The organism is Eubacterium maltosivorans, from assembly GCF_002441855.2.
Classification (GTDB): domain Bacteria; phylum Bacillota; class Clostridia; order Eubacteriales; family Eubacteriaceae; genus Eubacterium; species Eubacterium maltosivorans.
Window position 1 is genome coordinate 2,681,499 of the sequence record NZ_CP029487.1, and the last position, 25,660, is coordinate 2,707,158.

Genomic DNA, 25,660 nt, shown 5'->3' on the forward strand with positions numbered 1-25,660 from the left:
AGCATCTTAAGTAATACCATGCGAACATCTCATAGCTGCGGCTGTTCCCATAATTTTTCAATCTCTGTATGTCCCCTTGATGGTGACCTGATCTAAAACATGGCCTTCCATCTGGCGGTACAGCTCGTTGTAATAAAAGCCGTTTTCCAATTCCAGCAGCGTATTCAGGGCATACACATGGATTTCGTAGATATGCGGCGCGTTCGGCGGCGCCATACCTCCGTAAAAGGACGACAACGCTCTGCTCTGTCTGCCTCCCTGGATACTCATGCAGCTGTTCGCACCTTGGACAAAATCCGTGGCAGTCTGGCTCTCATTTTCCAGAAGCTCATTACGCGTAATGTTTGCCGCCGTCCAGTGAATCCATGAAAAGCCGCCTGTGACAGGGAAAGCGTCCTTATCCTCCAGAACCAGCGCAAAGGATTTTGTGCCTTCTGGTGCGTCCTCAATTTTCAGCGGTAAGGAATATGTCGGCATACCGTTTTCGTTAAACTGGCTGCCGCGTTTTCCGTATTTGTCCTCAATAATGCCGTTGACAATTCCAGTGCTTGTTACAATCATTTTTCTGCCTCCCGAATTTTTATTTTAATTTTGATTTCTCATAGTTGTAGGGAATACTGCTCCCCACCACCACGTCCTCAATCTTTTCAATGATCAGCCAGTCGTCCATATTGCCCTGATGGTCGAAAGCCAGAGGCTCAATAGCCTCCACCTTTTCAAATTCTACCAGACAGAGACATTTTTTATGCCAGCGTTTTTTCTGTTTTTCGGATAAATTAAGCCTGTCCTGGTTTGACTCAAGGGCTTCATCAATGGCTTCCTCTGAAAGCTTGACATAATTTTTCACACTCTTTACCGCCGCCCTGGCCGAGATGGTTTTGCTGCCTTTTGTCATAAAGTATAGTTTCTCACCCTCAAACACCCGGCTGTGGGGGATCTTCCTGCCGGCCGCGCCCCTCACGACCATGGTCTTTGTGCCATTCATAATCTTTTCCAATACTTTTTCTTTGTCATCGCAATAAACCAAATGTTCCATTACTGCCTCCAGTCTTTATAAAATTGGTATCCATATTTCACTTTTATAATCCTCCGCAAAGCTGTTACCCGCCGAATACCACTCTATTTCCGGGCAGTCTGCATGGTCAAAGGGATACTTGATAACCCACTCCTCATTTAAAAATCTCCAGCCCTTCTGGATAGCGCCCGGCATCGGGCCGACACACTCAAAAACAGCCCAGGCCGCCGGCGGAATCTCAATGGCCTCAAGCCCTCTTCCCGCGGGCCTGTCGGTAACCCCGGCAATATAATAGTCCATTCTCCCATCCTGATAATTTCCAAACACGCCAAAAGTGCCCGAGGGCTTATGGGACTCTGTATAAGAAATGATCTGCGCCAGCCTGCCATTCTGCATGACCTCATTCCAGAAAGCTGGAATTGCCCTGAAATTCTCACCATTTATGCAGCTGATGGAACGCCTGACACCCAAAAGCCGGAAGCCTTCCTTATGCTCGACCCGCCATTTAATATCATTATCCTCGACAAAGTTCATCCGTGGGTACACCTTTAAAACAGCGCTCTCCTTTCTGGCCTCTGTGGGCGTCATGCCGTGAAAGGACTGAAAGGCCCGGGTAAAAGCTGTCGGCGAATCATAGCCGTATTTTACGCTGGCGTCCAGCACCTTAATCTCTGTGCTTTTAAAATCATATCCTGCCAGAGTAAGCTTGCGGCTGCGGATATATTCCGCCAGCGTAATGCTGTTCATGTAGCTGAAAACCCGTTGAAAAAGCGAGTAGGAGCAGCAGGCCAGCTGCTCAATTTTTTTCTGGTCAAGCTCCTCGTGGCCCAGCTGCAGGCTGCTCTCAATATATTCAATAATTTTGTTTAAGCGTTCTGTCCAATCCATCCTTACTTCCTTTCTGTTTTATCATAGCACACTTTCTTAAAGCCTTCCTCTCTTTTTGCGCCGCAAAAAGCGGACTAAAGACTTTATTAAAAAAGGGCGGAAAATCCGCCCTTCAAATTTCATTCGATTTTAATATACCAGCCCGCTTCATATCTGCCTCTAAAAAATCCAGCCACACTGCACATCTCCATACGATCGCCTTAAACCACCTTTAGCATGACCTGCACTGTAAAGTCATTTTTATCATAGTGGATTTCCATCACTCCCTTATTTTTTTCCACAATCCTTTTTACCGATGCGATGCCCATACCCTCGCCCTCGTGCTTTGTGGAATAATACTGCTTATCTCTGAAAATCACTGCTTTCTGATAGGTATTCCGGATGTCCAGTACCAACTGGCGGCCCTCCACATCCGCCTTGATCTGGATCATTCTGGGATTTTTTTCACAGGCGGCACATGCCTCTACAGCATTTTCCACAAGATTTCCAAAGATAATGCACAAATCCGTATCCGGTATATCGAGCGACTCCCGCACGTTGGCTTTTACTGTCACCTCGATTCCTTCTGCCCTGGCCACAGTGTAATAGTGCATTAGTATCGCGTTAACCACCGGATTCTGGCAAAAGGAGATATCCTCACCGGCCAAATATTCCGGAGCCAGGGCCTTCATGTAATGCTGCAGCCCCTCCATATCCTTATTGTCCAGAAAGCTGTCGATGGACAGCAGATGATGCCGCCAATCATGCCGGAGCCTGGCGTTATTTTCCACATTTTCAATCATCCGCTGATACTGGTCCTCCTGCATCCGCAGCTGAGATGAAATAAGCTTTGTCTGCTGTGCAGCCGTTATTCCCCTGTAGGTCTGAATCAGCATCAGGAGGGTCACCAGAAAAAAAGTGTAGGTAGTAACAGCCCAGAGAACCGTAAATGTAATATCCACGCCATTGGTTGGCACATGGGCTTTCCAGTAATCTCCGACAATCTTTACAAAGAAAATCATATAAATCAACGCCGGGATCACCCAGATATACTTCCAAAAGCTGAAATCACCCTCAAACTCAACCACCTGTTTATACAGCCGGACCATCAAAATCCAAAGCAGCGGAAAGCACACAACGAGCACGCCGATCACCACAAGGGCATACACCATCGAAAACGGCAGATTCAGACTCAGGGAATTGACAATCACCTTGGCAATGGCGACAATATTGACATACAGGTTTAAAACCATCAAAACAATGAACAATATCTCAAAAAAACTGCCCTTAATAGCGATGTGGAAAATAACCACCGCTGTGATAATCCACAGCACAATCCCAAAGCTGCTGTACTCTACTAAAAACTTTCCGGAAGTTAAAAACAAAACAATGACCACGACCGTAATGGCTGTCAATAGCCCGGCTAAAACCGCTGTCACAAGATTATTGTAACGAAACCGGCTTTTGAAGGGTGTAAACAGGCAGTAGGCGAAGACAATACAACAGACGACAACCCGGAGCGTTGTGCTTATAATATCAATGAGCATACGTTCCCTCTCTTTTCCAAAATCTGATTTTTATCGTCCTCTCATCTATCTCCATTATAATACATTTTTTTCTTCTTTTGTAGCAGCATTTCTGTTTTTAATGCATTTTTCGATGACAGTCTCTGATTTCTCCTCTGGACCTCCGGCAAAAACAGCCTGTTCGCCTGTTCGCTGTATTATAGCCATACCCGGCAGACAGCGGCAGATTCCATGAGGCATGGCAGGATCTGGACGATTATTTTAGCCTGCTTTCAACTTTGCTTAATTCTGACGCGGCATATAAAAAACCGCCGGCCACAGATGCGCCGGCGGTAAATAATCCTGTCTATTCTCTATTCAGTTCATTCTGCGCTTTTTTCAAAGCGTCCAGCATTTCTATAATCTTTCCCTTTCGGCTCGGCGCGTTCAGAATACCGCTGGTGCCACCGCTTCCATGGGCGCCTTCCATGACTACTCGGTAAACATCATCGCCGGTGCTGACTCCGGCAGCCTGAACGATCAGAATTGTATCGTCAATGGACTTCACCGCGTCATTTGTCGCCTTAATATAATCCTCGCTGCTCGTGCTGCCTGTCCCGATCAGGCTGGTCGGTTCACAGATCATCATATCTGGTTTCAGCTGTGCGACAGCTTTTGATTCCTCCGGAGAATCGGCGCACACAATGGTGGCGATCTCAAGCTCATCGGCGCGCTTGATGATTTTGTCAAGCTGCGCGGTGGTTACAGGGTGCTCCGCATGGTTTAAAACAACGGCCTGAGCGCCGGCGGCCTTAAGCCCTTCGGGTAAAATGTGGCCCATCCCCCGGCCCGGCACAATGCCGTCCATGTGCTGGGCGGTCACGACGATATGCTCTGTGGCGTCGGCGACTTTCTGAATATCCACATGCTGGGCGGTAAAGAGAATATCCAGATCGTATTCTTCAGAGAGCTGATCGCAGACCCTCGCCAGCTCCACAGATTCTTCTCCATAAATGTAAGCCTTGGGATTGACGATTAAAAAAGGCGCGCGTATTTTTCTTTTCATTTCTATTCCCCCATCACCACAATTTTGCACTGGCGTACCCGCGGGCGGGCACGGTCAAAATCCGCAAAATAGATATAGCCTGTTTTTCCAACGCCCAGCGCTCCGTCATCCACGTCGAACACCTCGCTTGCGCCGATCAAAGTGGCTTTAATGTGAGCGTCACAGTTCCAGATTGCGGTCCGGTCACCGCCCGGAAGGTAGGACTCGATGTTCGGCCATTTTTCAACCTCCTCAAAATGCTTTTCTCCGGGATAGCGGTACTGCTCCCAGCTTACCTGATTTGGAATAATTTTTTCCAGAACATCGTTGAGATCAGCCTGAAGATACTCATCTCCATCCTCAGTATAATCGTGCACAAATTCTTCAAAGAAGACCGCACAGGTAGTGTGGGGTGAAATTACAGTGCAAGTGCCGTTTTTAATGCCGCTTTTAGCAATGGCTTCGCGGACCTGCGGTGTAATATTGATATAGGTTGGGGTATTTCCATGAGATTCTACGCTAATTTGTTCTTTATATACAGTCATTTTCATCCTCCAGATTGGTCTGTCAGTCAATTGGTTTAGTCTCAAAGACAGAATAGTAGTGCTCCAGGCAGTCCTGCATGCCCTTCTTTGATAATGCCTTCACATCAAGGTAGGTTTTCGGCGGTGCTTCTTCCAGTGATTTCATGGCCGCAGCCAGCAGATCCGAGAAAATATTGATCTTGGAAATACCATTTACCGCACATTTGTTGAGGTTTTCGTCCCCTGAGGAAGAACCTCCGTGCAGCACCAACGGTGTGTCGATGGCCCCGGCGATTTCCTTCAAGCGGTCAAAATTGATTTCCGGAATGCCCTTGTACATACCGTGGGCTGTCCCGATGGAGATGGCCAGAGAATCGACACCAGTTTCCTCCACAAAACGTCTGGCTTCCTTCACAGTGGTGTACTGCGAATCGGACTCATCGTGATTTTCGTAATTCTCACCAGCGCCCACATGGCCGATCTCCGCCTCAACCACCGCGCCCCGCGCGTGGGCATAGGCGATAATTTCCTTTGTTCTGCGGACATTTTCCTCAAAGGATTCCATAGACGCATCGATCATTACTGAGGTGAAGCCCATATCCACTGCCTTTTTAATGATCTCGGGATCGGTCCCATGATCCAGGTGCAGCGCAACCGGCACCTTTGCCGCTGCCGCGTATTTTTTTCCCACAAGCGCTGCATCTTCAAGGGTTATATTTTCCCCGATATGCGCCTCTGCCAGCGGCAGAATCAACGGTACATTCAGCTTTTCCGCTGTCTCCACATGCCAGCGCAGAGATTCCAGATCAATAAAATTCGGAGCTGGTATAGCGTATCCGCCTTCCCGCGCTTTTTCAAACATTTCTTTTGATGTGACTAACATTGCATCCTCCTGCTGTTATAAATTTTTCAGGTTTTGCACCCGCTCTGCCATCGCGTCATCCTGGAATACATAGCTGCCGGCAATCAGTACGTCAGCCCCAGCCTCGACCAGTTTCTGACCATTGCTGCCATTTACACCGCCGTCCACACTTATGGGGACGCGGCTTTCTGTTTTTACCATGATTTCCTGAGCCTCCCGCAGCTTTTCATAGATACATGGGTTCAGCGGCTGCCCGCCATAGCCTGGCTCCGCGCTCATCATAATCAGCCAGTCAATACAGGGCAAAAGATAGGCAAGCCGCTCTGTGCCGTAGGTTGGCCCAATTCCGATACCGGCTTTTATCCCCCTTTTCCGGATCTCCTGGATCAGATGCAGTGGGTTGGAGCAGGCATCCAGCTGAAAGGTCACGATATCTGCTCCACAGTCCGCAAAGATTGGAAAAAAAGTTTCCGGGTGGCAGACCTCAAAATGTACAGATATGGGCAGCCCACTAATCTTTTTTAAATCCCTGATCAGCTGGGGGCCATAGGTCATGTTCTCCACATACACGCCGTCCATGATGTCGACGTGTATGTAGTCAATGCCGGCCGCCTCAGCCTTGATGATCTGTTCTCCAATCCTTGTCTGGTCACAGGCCAGGATTGAAGCTGATACTAATGCCATAGTATCCTCCTTTTTCTGTCAATTATCTTATTTGTGTGTGGTGACTGCGTGCATCCAGTCTTTAGCCAGAGCGTAAAATTCCTTATATTTTTCATAATAGAACATATAAGCGTCATGGCGCTGCTGGTCTGGCTCTACGGTATAATCAACCGTTGTCATGGACTCGGCGGCAGTCTGGATATCTGGATAAACGCCGCCAGCAACAGCGCCGAGAATCGCTGAGCCAAGGCATGGGCCTTCTGTTACCTTTGTAACAATGATCGGAACATTGCAGACATCCGCATGGGTCTGGAGCCAGAACCGGCTCTTGACCGCGCCGCCGGAAACCACAATGCCGTCCGGTGAAAAGCCTGCCTGACGGAAGGAATCAATGATGGTTTCCGTACCGTAGCAAATGCTCTCAATGACCGCGCGGTACATATGCGCTGGCGTGTGTCCCAAAGACAGTCCGTAAAACATACCGCGGACATCCGGATCAACATGTGGCGTGCGGTTCCCCTGGAAGAAATCTAACGCGATGATGCCATCTGCGCCAATGGGCAGAGCTTCCGCCTCACGGTTCAGAATATCATAAACGCTGCACCCTTCCTCTGCTGCTTGTACTTTCAGGTTGCCGCAGAGCTGCTCCTTAAGCCAGTTGACAATGGAACCGGTCGAGGTCTGTCCCCCTTCGACCATCTGAAGTCCCTTGACGATGGCGTCAGGATAGGAGCCCCAGACACCCTTGCTGTGGATGGCTTCCTTCACCTGGGCAATGTGCAGGTGCGACGAGCCTGTGATGAGCGTAAGCTTTCCAGGCTGAACCGCATTGAGGCCGATGACACCGACGAAGGCATCCGCACCGCCTTCTCCCACCGGAATGCCAGCCACCAGACCAAGCTCCTCGGCTGCGGCTGCAGTCAGCCCGCCGACCAGCTCTCCCATTGCCAGAACACGCGGCGGCAGCTTTTCCACCAGATCTTCCAGCCCAATCGTGTTGTAAAAGTCAACAGGATAGCCGCCCTCCTCCGAATTGTAGTACCAACGGCTGGAGGCACAGTTGATACTGGCGGTATACTCGCCTGTTAAACGGTAGGTGAGCCAGTCTGTACATTCATAGAAGCGCGTAGCCTTGTGGTACAGCTTCGGCTCGTTTTCCTTCAGCCAGAGAGCTTTTGCCGGCAGACACTCAGCCGAAACCATGCCGTATCCATTATATTTCAGCGCATCATGACCGGTTTCGTACATGCGCTTTGCCTGCTCTGAAGCACGGATATCCATCCACATAATTGCCGGTCTTAAGGGTACCATATCCTCTCCAGATAAAAGCACCGTACAGCAGGTGGTATCCACACTCATCCCCTTGATACAGGATGGATCAATACCACTTTCCCTGATGGCCCTGCGTGATGCCTTACAGATTGCTGCCCACCATTCATCCGGGTTCTGCTCCGCACGCCCGGATGCCGGCGTATACAGCGGATAAGGCTCCTCACAGAATACAATCGGCGTCCCCTTTAAATCAAAGATACCTACACGCGCACCACCGGTGCCCATATCAATCCCTAACACGCAATCCAACTGTTTCATTGTATTACCCCCTTAAATTTTTGTACAACCAGGATTGTATTCTCCCCCATGAGATACATTCGTTCCTACTTGTAACTTTTGATATCAACATCATACAACAATAACATATGTGTGTCAATATTTTTTTGTTTTTTAAACCAAAACCTTTATATTTCTTGACTTTTTAACAATGCTTAACGTATAATCAAACTAGATTTAGTAACAAATGTGCCTCTAGTGTGATAGAGGTCAAAGCCACCGAGAAAAGGAAGACAAAATGAATAAAATCGAATCATCAGATTCCATGTTTAATAAAATGATCCTCATCGCAAATCTTTACTATAAAGAAAAATTGTCACAGCAGGAAATTGCAAAAAAACTGAATATTTCAAGACCGTGGGTTTCAAAACTCCTGGCCCGCGCAGAGGAAAGCGGTATTGTAAAAATTGAAGTCATGACGCCCTTTACCGAAAACGCAGCCCTGGAAAGCGCGCTCATGCACAAGTATTACATCAAGCATGTCGGCGTCATCAAAAGCGATAATACCACCAGAGACGATCTGGCCCTCGCCGCCGCCAACTATTTTATTTCAGAGCTGCGCCCAGAAGACATCGTTGGCGTCGGCTGGGGCACCAGCGTCTCAAGGCTCATCTCAGCCACCGAATCCCTGTGTTTTCCAAAGGTTAAAGTTGTTCCTCTGGCCGGCAGCTTCGGCAATACCATGGATCTTTTCCCCAACCTGAGCAGTATCCGCCTGGCCAAAACCATCAACGGCGTTGCCGAAGTTATCCACGCTCCGGCTGTGTGCAGCTCGCCGAAGGAATACGAAGCCCTGATGAACAACGACCAGACACAAAAGCTTCTGTACATGGGTGAACACGCCGATATCCTGCTTCTGGGCATGGGTACCTTTGAAGTTTCCTCACAGCCACAGTTCGGAATTTTTACACCCGGCGATATCACCGAGCTGAAGGCCAAACAGGTCATGGGCGATATTGCCCTTCAATACCTCGACGTCAATGGAAACCCCATCGATACAGATTTCACAAGAAGACTGATCCGGGCAAATATCTTTAAGGCCAGCGCCAACGCGCGGACCAGCATTGGCATTGCTGAAGGCGCTTATAAAAAGGATATTATCCACGCTGTGCTCTCCCTAAAGCTGGTAAATGCGTTATTTACCGATGAGGAGACTGCGCTGGCGCTGTTGGGAATATAAAAAAAGGGTCGTCACATTAGCGTGACGCCCGCAAATACCAGCGCTATTAAAGGAACGGCAGCGTTTTAAGTCAATGAATCGTACAAAAAAGCTGTCCGCGGATTAAAGAACACCCGGTTCAAAATTAAAATGCACACCAAAGGTGTCGCATTTTACCAAGAGAGTGTTTTAATCCACGGACAGCGGCAAGGGCAGCTATCTTTCGCAATCCTTTGACGGTGTTTTCTGCTTAGCTTAGTGCGACGGCCTCTTTTTAGCCCTCTTTCCAATCTTCAATGCCATATTTTTTAAGCAGTTCTCTTGCTTTTTCTAGCCCTTCATCGTAAATGTGTACATATTTCGACCGATGACTTCTCTGATCAATCAAGTTCCTTTCTTCTAGTACATCCAATATTTGAAAAAAATATCCTTTCCATGAACTGTTTTCGTCAAATTTACCGTGAATTGTTCTGCTATACTCCAAAACCTATTTTTTATATTTTCTCACAAGCAAATCCATGGACTGCTTTGTGGGTTCCAGACCGTATTCATAGGCATCTTTATAAATTCGTGGCACCTTCTTTAGGCGGTAATTCATGTCTTCGAGATCAAATGAGGATAGATCCAGCTCATCAACACCGAGCCACTCCGTGTATCGCTGATACTGCGGCCCTTTTTTCTCCTTAAACGCTTTTGCAAGCTCCTCAAGACCGCCGGGCCCCCCACAATCCTCGATAATACCGTAGCCCTCACCCTCAAGCACGCGCGGCAGCTCATTTCCGGACAGTTCCTTCTCCGCATCTATTTCCTCCAGCACGAGCTCTATTTCCCAGCCATCACCGTAATCGTAGGAAAAAGTCATGGTCTCCATTTTCTCAGTAAGAATATGCTTAACTTTTGTTTCTGCGGCGTCTGAAACGCGGCCTTCAAATCCGAAAAAACTTTCCTCATCAATCAATTCAACACGCAGCTCGGAATGTTTAGGATTTTTCCGAAACATGTCAACCATAAGATCAATTGACACTTTTGTGTCTCTGCCCTCTATGCTTTTGCGCAGATTATCGATTACATGAACATCGAAACAAAACAGATGACTCGCCTGCATTTCAAACAGCGTCATCAGGATATAACCCAGGCGCGCCATTGTGATATTGTTCATCAACTGAAAGCGACGCCATATCTTTGGTTCATAATCCTTCAGTTCAGCGTAAAATTGATAAATTGGTTGTGAGGCCATTTTTCTTCACTCCTTTTTCGTTTACTGTTATCTGTATACCAAGTGGCCTTTTCCAAAATGGAAACAACCACTTTTCAGACTAATCTAAATCCTCCTCATCGCACTTCTTCATAATATGCTTTGTTTTCCCGATGGGAAAGGGCGCCGCATCTTTTGAAAAGTATTCAATCTCCACCACCTCAACAATCGCTGTGTGATCTTCTTTTCCGGCAGGAACTACGACCCAGTCACCGATCTCAATGGTATCATCCTCAGTGAGGTAGTAGTATGTTTTACCTCCATCTGCAAATGCGACACTGCAAAAAATATAATCACTGGCGCGCCGCTTTTCTTTATAATAAACAGACGGCCTAAAAATTTCTCCGAAGTCATAATGCCGCATAACCCATGAGAGCTCCTCGATGAACTCCGGCCAGTCTTCGGGAAGGCCGTTTTTATCGTAACTTCCTCGAATAATGCGCCGAGCCTTTTTTCTGAAGTCAATCGTTATAGTGTACTCTCTGCTTTCATTTGGGTCTTCAACAGCATCGGCCGGATTGCCTTCAATAGATTCAAACAGCGTATCCGAGTCGAAATAATCCAGAAAATCCAGCACAGCTTTTTTAATTTGATATTTATGGCTGACCGCGTATTCCGAATTTATGCGCTGTGTGTGTTCGATGCTTTCAGATTCCCGGTCAATTGTCAATTGCTCTGTGTAATCTTCTGTTTCCGTGTGGGAATTTTCGTCTTGAAGCCCTTTGGGGTTTGATTTTGTGATTCTATGGTAGTTTACTGCTATCCGTTCTATTTTATCCCAGTTTTTGTTGCCGTCAAAAACAAAAAGATCTTTAATTTTCAGGGCGTCACGGAGCATCTCTGAGAGGTACAATCCCTCAGCCTTGTAATCTACGCACAAAGAACTTTTAAAGAAAAATTCCCGCCCCTCGGTATTGGTCATTGTCATCTCCCAAGACCCGATGTCTTTAATAAGAATATCGTCAAATACTTCAGTAAAATAATTAAAAAGGACTGAAAAAATCTGGTTGATTTTTGCCTTTTCCAGATAAACCTGCTGCATACGAATGCATTCAAACTTTCCAAATCCTTTTCCATATTTAAAACCAGAAAACCACGCATATCCATCCGCCGTCATGGTCAGATACTGCTCCACCTCGTCTTCTGGTTCAGGACAGCGCCAAATATTATTTGTAACAATTCTGATTTTCTGTACCGGTTCCCGTAACATATCCAACTCTGTTTTATCTTCAAACGTCAAAGCTGCCAAACGCGAGAAAGCGATGATAAACCAAGGCCTGTGCATGTTCGAGAGCAGGCTTTCCCCCACACTCCAGTGGGTAATATAACGCCATTCCGAAAATATGGCTGACCCCAGCAATTGAACATCTGTCACATCATCAATGATGTATTCCAGATGCGCATAATCACAAAAAACATTTGCTTCCGGATATGCCGCTGTGAATGACCGACCACAATCCACCACAAAATTCAGGGCAAAGCACTCCTCCGCAAAGCCTTCTTCGACTTCGTGATCGGAGGTGGTGTTTTTGCAGTATTTATTCAGGTATTTGACGGCGAATTCGTGGATCTGTTTATTGGTAGGCATGACGTCTCCGTCTCCTTTCATTACTTTGCAGAAAAAAAATTCTACCTTCTTGATCTGTTCCTTCCTTAATTCCCAGAAAGTGGCCTGTATCGATTTCTGAGCCGGGGGACAATCCCAATCTAGTGTGTATCGATCCAAGTCAAATATTCTATCCCAACTCATTCTAATTTTATCTCTGCATTTCTCCAGCAAAGCGTCTTTCTTTTCAAAATTTATAATATCACAATGGGTAAATCCACCAGACTCTAACTTCTCATAGAAGCTGTTAAAATCCTGTTCATCAACGGCCAGATAACTATTACTCAGTACAAAATGCCAACCATCAAAATCTGAAAGCACAACCTGGCTGTCATCAATTTCAAAAGCAACCTGTACCATCTGAGTTCCTCGTTTAGCATATCCTCCACAACGTAAATCACAGCGTTTTCGCTCACCTTCCCATTGATACCAGGCCCACATTGGATACTTCACACCTTCAGGCCGACTTCCGATGCGCATATCCATCTGAGACGCCAACCAATCGTAAGCGTCACGAAATTCTTCATCAAATATTGAGTATGAAGGATCGGCTCTCCATATTCCGGTTTGAATAAATTTATGATATGCTTTTTCATGTTGAATGGTCCATAGCTTGATTTTCATATTCCTTTTTGGTATATTAACCTCCAATATGTTACCGCAATCTTTTCAATTCTTTACCTACTTGACTTTCAAACAAAAGTCCATCAATTTTTCTATCTCTATTTTTCTCTTTTTCATCTTTTCTAAATATATCACTTAACAGTGATTCATGATCTCTCCAAGTAAAAAGTCCAGCGTGGCAACACCTATTTCTTTTATTCGCACAGTCCTTCACTTTTTCCTGGAAGGAGCTCCACCAAAGCGCATCATGCACATTCTTTCCCCGCATTTTCATCATGTCTCCAAGCTTCGAGTTATTCTGCTTTAAAATTTGGGCAAATGTTCCTAGCGTAAGTTCTTTACTCCGAGCATCTTTAAGCGGTATCTCTCGTCTTCCTTTCCCCATTCCGTTGATCATGTCATTCGGGAAAAGCTCTTTTAAACTATCGGTAAAGCAATCCTTCATCTGCAATTCTATTGCTTTGCAGAAAAGAATCGAGCAACAAGAAGCATCCAATTGTTTGTTTGCGTTATTGTATACTGGCTTAAGCAGAAAATAAAGTTTCATTCCAAGGTATATATTTTTTTTGACGTCCACCGCCAATTTCTCCAAATCTTTTTTGCCTTTAAATCCAAAGTTTTCTAATTGTTCTGTTGTCAATTCTGAATTCAAAAACTCTTTATATAACCCTTGAATCAAGGTTGATGTATCAGCACTATCTTCGGATTTAGGGTCTATAAAGGAAGTCACCGGCGGCAATGCTTTTGATGCTTTTGCTAACGCCTCCAGTTTTTCCTGCTCTGTAAGATTTGATTCAAAAATAACCTTGATTTCCTTTATAGCAAATGTATCGATTATTTGTTTTGCTTTATGAATATAGGTTGACGCCTTCCATGCTTCTTCATCTCCAATGACATACAGCCTGTATTTAGCTCGTGTCACTGCAACATTTACAATGTTTTTGTTGACCCAACGAATTGCACCTTTTGCGTCTTCACTTGTATCACATCCCAGTAAAAAGATAACCTCATCAGCTTCTTTACCTTGGAAGGTGTGAACGGTTCCAATTTTTTTCTGATTGTTATCAAGAATATACTTTATATTTATCTTTGTTGTGCCGCTGCATTCTTGACAATATTTATCTATATACTCTTTTATTCCCGAAACAACGCTTGTGAATGGGCTGATAATGTATACACTAGGTTCTGGATTCTTAGAAAAAGCGATCTCCAACAATTCACAAACTTTTTGCCCCTGAGCATCTACAAAATGGTTTGTATTTCCTTTCTCTTTCCCTTTTACATTTATCCACTGTGATCTATCACAAATAAACTTCTCAACTTTTTCAGGTTTTGGTAGACTTGTCTGCTGTTTCATAATACCACTATAAGAAATCTCATTTGAAATCTCATACATCGGAGAAATACAACGCCTATGAACCAGTAATGGACAACCGACCCAGTCTGGATAATCCGATTCATTATCCAAATATGTCCCAAAAACATTTAACTGATCCGCGAATTCCTGTACAGAAAGTGTTTTTCTCTTATACGGCTTTAATTCATCATCTTTATATGCTTTTTTCAATAAAACCAAATCATCTGTGACAACAGGTTCAACTTGTTTAGGATCTCCTACAATCACAGCTCTACGGCTCCTGTACAGTGCTCCTAGAGCTATTTGAGGCTGGGCCTGGCCTGCCTCGTCAACGACAAGCATTCCAATTTTACCAGATTCTTTCACATCTTTTAGCAAACTTCCAACAGAGGCAAAAGTCGAAGAAATCACTGGCACTAATAAAAATAGCGTTTGGAAAAGAGCAGAAACCATTTTTTCCCTATCTTCTTTATGAAAAACAATTCTTTCATTCTCATCACCCAGCCTTAATCCCCAATATTGAGCTAAGGTTACAAAATTATCTCTACAATGATTTGATGAAATGACAAATTCTTTGTTCATTCTCATTGCATAGCCGAATAATTTTTCTCTTTCTCGGTTATATCTCTGTGTAAACCAAGGATTGTCTACCTGGGCAGCAGTTGACACATTTACATCATCAGAAAACAATTGTTCCATAAATTTTTTATCTAAAATAACATTTTGATCGACAACGTCTAAGCTTGAAAGCCTTGCTATCTCTGCTGCATACATTTTTTCAGCAGCTTCCAGTCTACTGCATGCTTGCTGTTTCTCGTTTTCATATTCTGCAATCTTTTGATTTTCACTTTCAACTTTCTTTGTCAATCTTTTAAGCTGCTCCTCCGTTTCAAGACACTCTCTTTTTGTAAAATTGCTTATCTCTTCTATTTGCCTCATGCTCTCCTTTATTTGGTTTATCTCCGCTTCCAATAAAGATACAATATTTTTTTGTTCATCAGCATCTTTTTTGTGTTCATCAGCAAGATTCATAGCCGCTCTATACTTGGATTTATTAAATATTTTAGAAATAACACCAACTGAATTTCTTGCTGAAATCTCTTTTTCCAAAAAGTTTTTAATCTTCGCTTTTTCATTTTTAAGCTCTGTTTCTTTTGTCTGCAGATTCTTTTCCACTTGATAAAGATCAGCTTCATATACTGTTGCTTTTTCTTGCTGTTCTCTCTCCCGATTACTTAGTTCGAAGATATTCTTTTGATCTTTCTCGATTTCATACTTGTTTGCTGCAATAACAGCTTTACATTGCTCACATGTTTTAGACACCGCTTTTTCTAGGGTTATCTTTTTAACCAATAAATTTCCGACTCTCCTCAAATCATTTTGCATATCTTTTACAATTTCCAGCTGTTCCTGGAATTTCTTTTTAGCAGTTTGAAAGGATTCAACCCGTTTTAGAGCTGTATCCTTTGTTTTATAGAAATCGCGTCCCAATGGATAGAGGACATTATAATAGAAATCATTTAAATTCGATTTTTTTCCCAAGGGTGCAGCTATTAATCCCCATACTTCGTCGTCGCCTAAAAGCATCTTTGCGTATTGAGTAAAATACACATCTTTATACGTCGCTCCCTGATGAGTCGTTTCTTCCACACCCGACTCATCTGCATCAAAAAGCTTTCTAACCTCTAACAACAGGGCTTTTAGTTCATCAGTATCATTTTCTAGAGGACGTAAATCTTTCAGCATACTCTTCGGGAGTTCTTTTGAAATGTTTTCAACCGCCGCATTGTTACAAGAGGTTACCAGTATACTATAATCATTGATTTTGTCGTTCTTTAAGCTATACCAATGACGTGTATATTTGGAATATGCATTCTCCGGACCATCTCCTTGTAGAAAATCATTTTTTTCAAATGCTTCTTTGTCAGGATCATCATATTTAGCTAATAAAACAGCCCTTTCAATGACATTATTTACCACAATCTCTTTGAGCAGAGTCGTTTTTCCTGTACCTGGCGGACCATTTACAGAAAATATCTTACTATTTTCTTTAAAAAGATTCGTTATGCCCGTACTTCTTGCTAAATTTATAGCTATTTGCTGCATAAACACTGGCATAAATCTTGATGGCCATTTTCCTAATGGCGCATTTTCAATATCTAAAATTTTATTTACTTGTTTTAATAATTCGTCTTTACCGTGCAATTTGGGATTAACCAAATCAAACCTTTTATTTATTCGGGAATCTTCCTCCTTCAATGCTGTGATGTAATTTAAGATGTCTTGTCTCATATAGGAAGATTTGTCTAAATCACCATCTTTTACTTTTCCAAGAATATATTTCAAATCATCCAAGTAATAATTACGACTTAATCCAAGATAATTATCATCTTCTTTTTTATTTTTTGTTTTTTCATCTGCAAACAGCTGAAAACTTATTCCATATACTTCCTCATATGCATTTTCTGTATTTTCAATATTTCCCTTTATATACATTACTTCTACAGCTTTATACAGTTTATGTAGAAGCTCTATTGATATAGCGGTCTCAGAAAATTCCTGTAATTCTTTCTCTCTAGCTGTTTCATGTTCCGCAAAATAATCTACTATTGTTTCCTTTGCTTGTTCATCAGCCAAAGTGCTCTCAATATTCTTATCAAAAAATTTTTTCTCAATTTCTTGTACTGCATTATCGTATAGTTTGCTGTCTAGAGAACTGGAAAAATCTTTTTTGCCAGATTTTATCTGGTTAAGTGCCCAGATAATTGTCGATAAAGACAGGGAGCCCCTTACATAGTTTCCTTCCGGCGAAAGCTGCAGACTCATCCATGCTATTGTATCATTATTTTTCTCAGGTCGCTTTTCGTCCTTTTGATCAAATGGTAGAATTTTGGAAATACATTCAATACACTTTTCTCTTTTAACTTTACCTATGTAAATAGTTAAGTTCCCCCACTTTTTCATGTCACAGTCAAATGCTTCATTAGCTACTATTTCGTAAAGATTTTTTTTAATGTCTTTGTTTGTCAGTAAAATAAAATCCCCAATCGATTTATTCTTTGCCGTTTTATTTATAACCTTTTTCTTATGTTTGTCTATTTTATTCTTTGTGTTCCTATAATCTGGATACTTGTCTTGTGACAAAAATTCTAGTGCAAACCAATATTCTAAAATTTTTTCTGCTGATTGCGTTCTGCTCATAAGCCCTCCTCATTTATTTATATGCGTGTAATGACTATAAGCGCGGATTTAGTATTCTCAGTTTGAATAAACCATATTAACAAGATACTTTGTTTAATCTTCCAACGTCATAGAGATTTCACGTTCAACTTTTGTTTCCATAAAAATCAAATATCTAGAAACCAACTTCCCATTGCTCTCAGTTTTTCATCCGAATAATTTGGGCCACACTTTGTTTCCTCAATGTTGGTTGTTCTCCTGAAAATGATATTGATTCCTTTACTGTCCGTTATCCCTTTTAATCATCCAAACAATAACAATTTATTAGACCAAATAAATTTCGAGCACTTTCGATAACTTCTTGTGTGGGAGATGGATAATACACCACTAAATTTTCCTTTGTCCTTGTACAACAGACATAAAATAACTTCTTCGTCCGGTTAAGAATCGTATTAAAGCTTTTCTTTTTTCCCGCCTTTAATGTATCCTTTATTCCCTCATTCAGCAAATATTCAAAATTATATTTTGCCCAATCGCCGTTATGAAGAATGACAAGTACGTTTTTAAACTCCTGTCCTTTAATTTTGTGCTGTGTCGATAGAACGGTTTTTCCTTCAATGTAATGATAACATTTTGCGAATCGTTCAAAAGGAATATCTAAAACGCGCCAATACTCATATTCATGTTCCTGAATATACATATTAAATGCATCATCTTTAACACAAAGTTTTGTGCTGTCAGCATAATCAATCATTTCTTTGATAGTCATTTCATTTGATTGGCTTGTGCATTGATCGACGATTTTTTTTAGCGCTTGCTTATCTTTTGTACTATAAACACGAAATGATGTTTTGCGTATCAGATCATGAAAATCTTTTGTCTGGTACAATAATAATATTTCCTGAATTTTGACAAGATGTCTGATAATTGCGCTTTTGCGCGGTTTATGCGTATTTTTTGCATCTATGCGGACTGCATCGTCAAGAAGCATCTCTTTATCAAGATATATTTTTTTTACTTTCAAATAAGGCCAGTCCTTCACATAATTAAAACATTCTTTTCTTTTTATATCTTGAAGAAATACATCCAGATGACTTTTTCTGCAATGCGTTTTACTGTTATAGTTCCATACCATACCTTTTAAAACCGTTTCAAATCCTGCGTCTTTGTCAAATTCATATTTTTGATTTCTTGCCTCTTTCTCAAACTCTCTTCTGAATTTTGTAATCGGATCTTTATCATAAACAGACAGCAAGTCAAGGAATCCCGCATCATCAGCGATCAAATTGTGTGTAAGCCTCAGCTCTTTCGTCTCTTTCGGGTTACTAAAATCCCATCCTGCACAAAATCTTGACTCGCGTACTTTGTCGATATCTAAACTCTTAGAATGCAAAAACGTGATACTGCCCTCAACCGGAATGCCATTTTGCATATTTGGCGCATTTTCATCATCTGAAGGGGTTTGTGTTAATCCGTCTGTTCGAATTGTGTTCGCCAAATTAATGACAGCTATAGGATTGCGGCGGTTTTGATTTTTCTGTACTTCAACAACATTGTTCTCAAACCATTCAGCCCTATCATTATCGGACTCTTTATAAACAGATTGCATGGTGTCGCCAAAAAAGCCAATCATATTCTTCTTAGTTATATTTTGTCCACTCAAATGTGAAAGAAGAAGTTCCATCACCAGTTCGTCTGTATCCTGATATTCATCCACAAAAATAAATGAATAGCTGTCTATGAGAATATCACAAAGCTTTGGGTAGTCTCGAAACATTCGATTCGCCAGCAATAACACTTCATCGTGGGAGATTGTTCCACTCCCAAGTTTTGTGTACTCCTGGTAGGTAATGTCTGAAGGAAAATCATTCATATCAACAGTAGCTTTGTCTGGATACCAAAGTCTTTCTTCGGAGTTATTCACCAGATGAATGAGTGTCTCTTTCATTTCCCTCTGAAATGATGAGATCACGCGCCAAAGAAAATCGTGAATCGTTGATACCCACAATTTTTCATTACTCACCCGGTTGCGTATTTCAATCGCTGCGGCATTTGTGTAAGTGATACACGCAATTCTGGCCCATGGTTTTTCTGCTTGAATCCGGCTCAATATCTGCACAAGCGAGTAGGTCTTTCCGCTTCCCGCACCACCTTTAAGAACAAAATTATGCCCTTCCCGAATAAGCTTCATGACCTTATCTTCTTCAGATAACCATCCTTTATCGGTCAGTTGTCCTTTCGCAGCCATAATAGTCCCTCCTCGATATACTGCGGTATCTGCCAGTTTGTGTAATCCCATCCTTTTCCTGAATCACTTGTACTGTTGATTAGTATATCCATTGCAAAAGAAGTTTTACTGTTAATACATTTTTCCGCCAGATCGTACGCATCATAATCGTCCTTTTTACTGATATATGGTTTGTTTTTCAATCCCTGAAATTTATCTTGATTCTCAATCAGCATATCGCGGTTAAGTTCTATAAAGGCGTCCTCGAAGCTCCGCGGATAATATGCTCCTTCCTCTGTTTGAAATGCGACTCTCAGTATACCCTCAGGATCCGCAACCCACTTTTCATTCTCATTCTTAAATATTTTTTGTTTACTTGTAAGTTTGTACAAATGCTCCAGCCCCTGCGCTTTTGTGATTGCTCCACCATTAAGAAAGAAATGGTTTAACGCCGCATTGCTTGTGTATTCTCCTTCTCTGGTACGAACCTTGCACTCACTTTTTTTAAATCTTCCGTTCTTGTCCTCAATAATTTTTTCTTTAACGGCATCGATGTCTGTGATAATCAAAGTCTTTATGCCTAAGAAAGCGATGAATTTATCAAACAGATGCGCAGAGGCTCCTGCCGCTACGAGCGTTATATTCTGAGACAAAAGATCCACATTGCCCTCATTATGCCGTTCTTGATCAATCTTTTTCATCATAGCGGGCAGCAGGATTCTTTCAGTATCTCCTTCGTACATGATAATCTTATTGGCAAAAAAGATCTCCGAATAATTTAAAGTCAGATACTGTTTCAGGAATTTATAAGTGGTATTATTCTTCTCGTTTTTATATGCGATCTCAAGTCCTTCAAGATTTTTTGAAATCACACTTGTCGGGGTCTCTCTGTAAAAATAGATGATATCCTCAAAATCGCTCTGTGAGACAATATGTGACGAATGAGTTGATATAATCGTCTGTAAATGAATGCCATTCTTATCCTCACTGTCACTGACTCCTTCAAACAGAAGATTTTTGATATTATTAATGAATATATATTGCATTTGCGGATGTGTATGCGCTTCCGGTTCTTCGATAAATAACAGATTGATATCCGCAGGTGTTGTGCCAGGATCACTGTCACCGCGCATATCACAAAGAATTGTCTCAATTTCAAATATCATGCTGATGAGATTCATGTATCCAAGGCCGTTGTAGCTTTCCGGCAGATTGTGCTTCTCAGCCTCATACATGACCTTTGTATTTCCCTTGAGAAATTCTTTCTGGCTGAGCGTTGAAACAATTTTTATAATTGTATCGTTTTTTCTAACTCCTCCAAACTTTTTAACTTTGCCAATCACATTGCCAAAAAGTTCGTCGTAAATTTCTGTAAAAGATGCATCTGTGCTGCTCAGAGCATCCTCAAAGCTATCGATGACTGGATTTTCCATGTCATTTTTCATTCTTTCATAATATTTTCCAGACAATGTGGAGAGCGAGGTGTCATTCTCCTTATTGTCACTGTCTCTGCGGGCGCTGATATAGTTAAAACAAACAATTTTGTCAATTTTTACAGACCTGTCGAGTATTTTATAGTCCTCCTCATCGACATCTCCTTTTTCTACATCATAGCGCACTGCTTTTTTCTGTGTTTTAAAATATCTGCTGAGCCGGGACTGCACGAACGCCTCAAAGCATATTTCCTTAGAAGGTTCAGAATCTTTATTTTTCTTCACAGTTTTCTGCCAATACTCTTGCCAGTCCTGCTGGAGCTTTTCTATTTGGTCATCTGGAAGGATGTATTCAAATTTGAGCACAACAATATTATTTTCCGGATCAAGATCCATCATTAAATCACAGATATTCGCATATGAATCATTGTCGTCGTATTGTATAAAAAGGTATAGCTCAATCCCTTTGTGATCTTCGGTTTCCCATCGTCCATCCTTCTCAATAGCCTGATACAGCTTTGACTGAAACTCAAAATTGAAGTCATTATAACCAAATGATGCCGAACTACAATTAATAAATTTGTTCAAGACCGTCAGCAGTGATGTCTTACCTGTGTTATTCTTTCCCACGACCAGTGATAGAAAGTCCTTTAAACTTACATTTATTTCTTTAAAAACACGATAATTGTGTACTCGCAACTGAGTTAGCTTCATAATCTCAATCCCTCTCCCCTATCCCTTAATCTAACTTTCTACCAGCACAGCGGCGCTTAATAGTCTATGCGTAGTAAAAGCGTCGGCGGAACGCCTGCCTTCTTTAAAACTTTGCTGTTTAATCTTCATCTTTTTTCGGGCAAAATCAATTTCTAAACATCAACCCCCAAGATCTTCAGCTGCTCTTTAATTTCGGCCTCTAACGTAGCGATTTCTTTATTATCTTCCTCCAACTGTTTAATCACAACATTTAAATCAATGGGTTCTTCTTCCTCAAATGTATCAACATAGCGCGGAATATTTAGGTTGTATTCATTTTCCTTAATCTCCTCAATCGAGGCCACATGGGCGTATTTGTCCACATCTTTGCGTTCTTTGAAGGTTCTGATAATCTTATTGATGTTTTCACTGTTCAGGATATTTTGATTTTTACCTTTCTCAAACTCCCTGCTTGCGTCAATAAACAGAACATCCTTGGTTTTTCGATTTTTTTTAAACACCAAAATGGTCGTCGGAATGCTCGTTCCATAAAACAAATTGGCTGGCAGACCGATGACTGTATCGAGGTAATTTTTCTCAAGCAACGTCTTTCGTATTTTCCCCTCGGCGGCTCCGCGGAACAGAACGCCATGCGGCAGTACTATGGCCATTGTCCCCGTACTGTTCAAATGATACAGGCTGTGCAGAATAAAGGCAAAATCAGCTTTTGAGGCCGGCGCTAATTTTCCATAATCTTTAAATCGCGGGTCCTTTAATTTTGTCTCAGCATTGTCCCACCTGGCTGAATACGGCGGATTCGCGACCACGGCATCGAATGACCTCGGCTGATCAACGCCCTTGCTGTCTGGCCCGTCCGGCCAGTCGTTTTCCAGGGTATCGGCATTGTTCAGGGTCATGTTGCTGTATGACACATCGTGCATCATAAGGTTCATGCGGGCCAGGTTGTAAGTCGTCGTATTTAATTCCTGTCCATAAAACTTAATGGCGCCCGGCTGGTTGCCGCCAGGCAATTCTTCCCGGACTGTTAAGAGCAACGATCCTGAGCCCATCGTGGGGTCATATAAGGTAAATGTATCCTTCAGTTGTTTTACATCGCTGGTTACAATTTTAGCCAAAACCTGACTGACCTGATGCGGCGTATAAAACTCACCGCCCTTTTTACCAGCGCTTGCCGCAAATTGCCCAATAAGATATTCATAAATCTCACCGAGAATATCCCGGCCATCATCGCTTTTATATTCAATATCATCCACCAGTTTTACAATATTATTCAAGGATTTTGCCCGCGCCGTTGTGGAATTGCCAAGGCGGGAATCACCTAAGTTAATATCGTTAAATACGCCTCTGAAATCTTTGGCTGCCTCTTTGTTGAGTTCGGCGTTTTTGTTAAAATTGTCAAATATTGTCTGATAATCGCTCGGGATAATCTGGGCATCGTTTATCTTTTCATTGAGCGACACCCAGGTATCCTCAGGGGCGATCGCATACCCCAGGCTGGAGGAAATATCTTCCAGATAGTCTGTTAAATCTTCCCCTGCTGCCTGTTCTCTGTAGGCCTCGTTGACGGATTGGCCTTCGGCTACGTCAATGACATTGTAATCGACCAGGTAGGCTTCCTGATGTTCGGACAGATAGCGGTAGAACATAAAAGCCAGAATGTAGTTTTTAAATTCCGCCGCGTCCATATTTCCACGCAGCTCGTTGGCCATGGCCCACAGCTTGCTGGTGATTGTCTGTAAATTACTATTTGACATGGTTTAATTTCCTTTCGATTTTTTGGTTATACAAACATTGATTGTAGTAATGCTTTTTTTAGATCTTGCAGATGGTCTAACTTACGTTGATGAAGGGTGATGAGGGTGTCGAGGTTTCTGAAAAAGCATCCAATTTGGACTTGTTCATTTTTCGTTGGTACTGAAACCATCTTCGCAATAAGTTCGCCTTTTGTAATTCCTTTAATTGATGTTCCTTGAACTGAATTTAATTCCCTTTGCAGTTTTCTATAAATCAAATAGGCCGTAAACCATATATCAGTTTTAATCCTACTCAAAGACAAAAAATCTTGACTTGTAGTATATGAAAACGGCATAACTGCAAGCTTTCCGACACCTACACGAGTAATTATTGCAATGGAATTTTCGGGAACTAATTTCGTCGCAGAATTCATTAACCCACTTTGAGAAATATACTTCCGTGGCTTTACTCCAAATATCCGGTGTTCCTTTAAATCAGAAGATTGTATCCAAGGAATTTCACCGTTCCAGTAAGTATCATTTGATGTATTTGGCGTTCCCCCACCATAGGTATTATCAGCCAATTCTCCCAACTTCCGCTGTTCCCAAGCGTCAGTGAATCCCGGAAAACGAAGTTCTGGAAAATCTTCACCTTTTTTCGGAAACATTTTTTGAAGCAAACTTTTCTTTTCGTCTTTTAAGTGGTCTAACTTACGCTGATGAAGGGTGATGAGGTGGTCAAAAGATTCAAAATATGTAGATATTTGTCTTTGTTCTTCTAATTTAGGAAAAATCACCAGTCCTTTTAATGCATTTTCATTTGATACCTTCATATCATTTTTGGCGCCTTTATTTACAAGCGGACGCATATAATTATTCATTCTTGTATCTTGTTCAAAATACACTTGGACAAATTTGGGATCTGCAATGTCTCTAGGCTTGTAAACTGCATATAAAGTTGATACAATACCTGCTTTTCCTTTATTTGTCTTAATTATTCCATATGGATTAGCTTTCAATGGCGACTTTGTGTAAACAACATCTTCATTTTCCACCACACCATAATTAGCAACCGAAACTCCTGCAAATGATCTACCTTGAAATTCAATCTGATTTACTATGCCTACATCACCAGATACAGATAAAACATCTGTTTTATCGTATGTCTCTTCCTTATTTTTTTTTGGTGATACTTCTAAATATTCTCCCAACTTCCGCTGTTCCCAATCATCCGTAAACCTCGGAAACCTCAGCTTAGGCGCCATTCTCTTCTTCTCACTCACTTCTTCTCTCCCTGAATCTGCCTGATTTCTCTGTCAAAATCTGAAATGATTTTTTGATGTTTATTAAATTCTCTGTATTCTCCGATGGCTTTTTCCTTGGCGGTGCCATGGGAAACGTGTCCATGCCCTTCCAGGATTTCATACCGATTAAATTTCAGGAATTCATCGATGCTTGCCACAAAATCCTTCATCCCCAGCAAGGTCTCATCTTCGAGCAAGCGTTCAACATAATCAAAGTAAGCGGAAATGTTTCTCTCAAGGCGGCGGATTTCCTTCTCGGACAAATAGTTTTTCGCAACCACCACATCAGACTTAAGTATCCGGCCATCCGGTGAATTTTTCCACGATGTCAGTCCCATGTGCTCTTTATTTCGATCTGCACTGTCGTAGACAATCTCTGCCGCTGTTTTTCCTGTTATCGCGTAATGAAATTTGTTTTGAACCGTCGCGTAAAATTGCTTTGTGATCTCGGAATTCTTATCATAGTCATAGGATACTTCGGCAAATACATCGGTAATCTGCTGCCAGATTCTTCGCTCACTTGCCCGAATAGAGCGGACCGTTTCGAATAACTCACGAAAATAATCTTTGCCAAGCACAGCCTCCCCCTGTTTCATACGCTCTACGTCAATCTTAAACCCTTTTTGGATATACTCTTTTAAGATATCGGTCGCCCAGATACGAAACTTTGTCGCTTTTTTGGAATTCACACGGTAACCGACTGAGATGATCGCATCCAAATTATAAAATTTGACATCTTTCGTCTGCGTTTTCCCCTCAAGAGCCCCATGCCGAGTGGTGTTTTCCAAAATGGAAACAACCACTTTCTCATCAAGCTCCTCAGATTCAAAAATATTTTTTAAATGCTTGCTGATCGCAGGAACACCGACATCAAATAGTCCTGCGATGGCCTTCTGTGTTGCCCAGATTGTTTCATCTTTGACGACAACTTCTATTTTTTCGCCTGCGTCATACATTAAAAACTGTATTTCATTCATAT

General features: G+C 42.2%; 19 protein-coding genes. 1 reads left to right on the forward strand and 18 read right to left on the reverse strand.

Annotated elements, in window-relative coordinates:
- Positions 1-57: 57 nt before the first annotated feature.
- The 9 genes from CPZ25_RS12715 to CPZ25_RS12755 all read right to left on the reverse strand — a co-directional run bounded on the left by CPZ25_RS12715 (position 58) and on the right by CPZ25_RS12755 (position 8,071).
- Complete coding sequence (locus CPZ25_RS12715; protein ID WP_058696234.1) at positions 58-561, reverse strand: YbhB/YbcL family Raf kinase inhibitor-like protein; 504 nt, start codon at positions 559-561, stop codon at positions 58-60.
- Positions 562-580: 19 nt separating this feature from the next.
- Positions 581-1,036 carry a hypothetical protein gene (locus CPZ25_RS12720; protein ID WP_074616444.1) on the reverse strand — a complete coding sequence of 152 codons (456 nt, stop codon included), beginning with the start codon at positions 1,034-1,036 and terminating at the stop codon, positions 581-583.
- 15 nt (positions 1,037-1,051) lie between these two features.
- Positions 1,052-1,903 carry an AraC family transcriptional regulator gene (locus CPZ25_RS12725; protein WP_058696236.1) on the reverse strand — a complete coding sequence of 284 codons (852 nt, stop codon included), beginning with the start codon at positions 1,901-1,903 and terminating at the stop codon, positions 1,052-1,054.
- 200 nt (positions 1,904-2,103) lie between these two features.
- On the reverse strand, positions 2,104-3,429 hold the full coding sequence (locus tag CPZ25_RS12730; protein WP_058696237.1) for a sensor histidine kinase: 1,326 nt from the start codon (positions 3,427-3,429) through the stop codon (positions 2,104-2,106).
- Positions 3,430-3,754: 325 nt separating this feature from the next.
- Entirely contained in the window at positions 3,755-4,453 is a 699-nt protein-coding gene (locus tag CPZ25_RS12735; protein WP_058696238.1) for a triose-phosphate isomerase, read from the reverse strand.
- 2 nt (positions 4,454-4,455) lie between these two features.
- Positions 4,456-4,977 (reverse strand): YjbQ family protein, encoded by a 522-nt coding sequence (locus CPZ25_RS12740; protein WP_058696239.1) that lies wholly within the window; start codon positions 4,975-4,977, stop codon positions 4,456-4,458.
- Between the two features lie 22 nt (positions 4,978-4,999).
- Complete coding sequence (locus CPZ25_RS12745; protein ID WP_096918763.1) at positions 5,000-5,839, reverse strand: class II fructose-bisphosphate aldolase; 840 nt, start codon at positions 5,837-5,839, stop codon at positions 5,000-5,002.
- A gap of 15 nt (positions 5,840-5,854) precedes the next feature.
- On the reverse strand, positions 5,855-6,502 hold the full coding sequence (locus CPZ25_RS12750) for a ribulose-phosphate 3-epimerase (RefSeq protein WP_074616441.1): 648 nt from the start codon (positions 6,500-6,502) through the stop codon (positions 5,855-5,857).
- Positions 6,503-6,529: 27 nt separating this feature from the next.
- Positions 6,530-8,071, reverse strand: coding sequence for an FGGY-family carbohydrate kinase (locus CPZ25_RS12755; RefSeq protein WP_074616440.1), 1,542 nt, complete (start codon positions 8,069-8,071; stop codon positions 6,530-6,532).
- A 256-nt stretch (positions 8,072-8,327) separates the two neighbouring features.
- Here CPZ25_RS12755 and CPZ25_RS12760 point away from each other — a divergent pair, with 256 nt between their 5' ends.
- Entirely contained in the window at positions 8,328-9,269 is a 942-nt protein-coding gene (locus CPZ25_RS12760) for a sugar-binding transcriptional regulator (protein ID WP_074616439.1), read from the forward strand.
- 253 nt (positions 9,270-9,522) lie between these two features.
- Here the strand turns inward: CPZ25_RS12760 and CPZ25_RS21185 are convergent, their stop codons facing one another.
- The 9 genes from CPZ25_RS21185 to rhuM all read right to left on the reverse strand — a co-directional run bounded on the left by CPZ25_RS21185 (position 9,523) and on the right by rhuM (position 25,658).
- Positions 9,523-9,732 (reverse strand): DUF6429 family protein, encoded by a 210-nt coding sequence (locus tag CPZ25_RS21185; protein ID WP_082669421.1) that lies wholly within the window; start codon positions 9,730-9,732, stop codon positions 9,523-9,525.
- A gap of 3 nt (positions 9,733-9,735) precedes the next feature.
- Positions 9,736-10,485, reverse strand: coding sequence for a plasmid pRiA4b ORF-3 family protein (locus tag CPZ25_RS12770; RefSeq protein ID WP_096918764.1), 750 nt, complete (start codon positions 10,483-10,485; stop codon positions 9,736-9,738).
- Between the two features lie 79 nt (positions 10,486-10,564).
- Positions 10,565-12,733 carry a DUF3841 domain-containing protein gene (locus CPZ25_RS12775; RefSeq protein ID WP_096918765.1) on the reverse strand — a complete coding sequence of 723 codons (2,169 nt, stop codon included), beginning with the start codon at positions 12,731-12,733 and terminating at the stop codon, positions 10,565-10,567.
- Between the two features lie 31 nt (positions 12,734-12,764).
- Positions 12,765-17,291: a DEAD/DEAH box helicase gene (locus tag CPZ25_RS12780; protein ID WP_096918766.1), complete on the reverse strand. Its 4,527-nt coding sequence runs from the start codon at positions 17,289-17,291 to the stop codon at positions 12,765-12,767.
- Between the two features lie 277 nt (positions 17,292-17,568).
- Positions 17,569-19,518, reverse strand: coding sequence for a UvrD-helicase domain-containing protein (locus CPZ25_RS12785; RefSeq protein WP_167495228.1), 1,950 nt, complete (start codon positions 19,516-19,518; stop codon positions 17,569-17,571).
- Positions 19,497-21,644 carry an AAA family ATPase gene (locus CPZ25_RS12790; RefSeq protein WP_096918768.1) on the reverse strand — a complete coding sequence of 716 codons (2,148 nt, stop codon included), beginning with the start codon at positions 21,642-21,644 and terminating at the stop codon, positions 19,497-19,499. Before CPZ25_RS12790 ends, CPZ25_RS12785 begins: the two co-directional genes overlap by 22 nt.
- Positions 21,645-21,796: 152 nt before the next feature.
- Positions 21,797-23,398, reverse strand: coding sequence for a type I restriction-modification system subunit M (locus CPZ25_RS12795; protein WP_096918769.1), 1,602 nt, complete (start codon positions 23,396-23,398; stop codon positions 21,797-21,799).
- 26 nt (positions 23,399-23,424) lie between these two features.
- Positions 23,425-24,660, reverse strand: a complete 1,236-nt coding sequence (locus CPZ25_RS12800; RefSeq protein ID WP_096918770.1) for a restriction endonuclease subunit S — start codon at positions 24,658-24,660, stop codon at positions 23,425-23,427.
- Positions 24,657-25,658 (reverse strand): RhuM family protein, encoded by a 1,002-nt coding sequence (rhuM, locus tag CPZ25_RS12805; protein WP_096919231.1) that lies wholly within the window; start codon positions 25,656-25,658, stop codon positions 24,657-24,659. The genes CPZ25_RS12800 and rhuM overlap by 4 nt, the downstream gene beginning before the upstream one ends.
- Between the last annotated feature and the right edge of the window lie 2 nt (positions 25,659-25,660).

Excerpts from the sequence above, each read along its gene's own strand:
- CPZ25_RS12780 (WP_096918766.1), bottom strand. The coding sequence starts at position 17,291 with ATGAGCAGAACGCAATCAGCAGAAAAAATTTTAGAATATTGGTTTGCA.
- CPZ25_RS12715 (WP_058696234.1), bottom strand. The coding sequence starts at position 561 with ATGATTGTAACAAGCACTGGAATTGTCAACGGCATTATTGAGGACAAA.
- CPZ25_RS12725 (WP_058696236.1), bottom strand. The coding sequence starts at position 1,903 with ATGGATTGGACAGAACGCTTAAACAAAATTATTGAATATATTGAGAGC.
- CPZ25_RS12755 (WP_074616440.1), bottom strand. The coding sequence starts at position 8,071 with ATGAAACAGTTGGATTGCGTGTTAGGGATTGATATGGGCACCGGTGGT.
- CPZ25_RS12760 (WP_074616439.1), top strand. The coding sequence starts at position 8,328 with ATGAATAAAATCGAATCATCAGATTCCATGTTTAATAAAATGATCCTC.
- CPZ25_RS12775 (WP_096918765.1), bottom strand. The coding sequence starts at position 12,733 with ATGAAAATCAAGCTATGGACCATTCAACATGAAAAAGCATATCATAAA.
- CPZ25_RS12740 (WP_058696239.1), bottom strand. The coding sequence starts at position 4,977 with ATGACTGTATATAAAGAACAAATTAGCGTAGAATCTCATGGAAATACC.
- CPZ25_RS12730 (WP_058696237.1), bottom strand. The coding sequence starts at position 3,429 with ATGCTCATTGATATTATAAGCACAACGCTCCGGGTTGTCGTCTGTTGT.
- CPZ25_RS12795 (WP_096918769.1), bottom strand. The coding sequence starts at position 23,398 with ATGTCAAATAGTAATTTACAGACAATCACCAGCAAGCTGTGGGCCATG.
- CPZ25_RS12770 (WP_096918764.1), bottom strand. The coding sequence starts at position 10,485 with ATGGCCTCACAACCAATTTATCAATTTTACGCTGAACTGAAGGATTAT.
- CPZ25_RS12735 (WP_058696238.1), bottom strand. The coding sequence starts at position 4,453 with ATGAAAAGAAAAATACGCGCGCCTTTTTTAATCGTCAATCCCAAGGCT.
- rhuM (WP_096919231.1), bottom strand. The coding sequence starts at position 25,658 with ATGAATGAAATACAGTTTTTAATGTATGACGCAGGCGAAAAAATAGAA.
- CPZ25_RS12790 (WP_096918768.1), bottom strand. The coding sequence starts at position 21,644 with ATGAAGCTAACTCAGTTGCGAGTACACAATTATCGTGTTTTTAAAGAA.
- CPZ25_RS12750 (WP_074616441.1), bottom strand. The coding sequence starts at position 6,502 with ATGGCATTAGTATCAGCTTCAATCCTGGCCTGTGACCAGACAAGGATT.
- CPZ25_RS12785 (WP_167495228.1), bottom strand. The coding sequence starts at position 19,518 with ATGGCTGCGAAAGGACAACTGACCGATAAAGGATGGTTATCTGAAGAA.
- CPZ25_RS12720 (WP_074616444.1), bottom strand. The coding sequence starts at position 1,036 with ATGGAACATTTGGTTTATTGCGATGACAAAGAAAAAGTATTGGAAAAG.
- CPZ25_RS12745 (WP_096918763.1), bottom strand. The coding sequence starts at position 5,839 with ATGTTAGTCACATCAAAAGAAATGTTTGAAAAAGCGCGGGAAGGCGGA.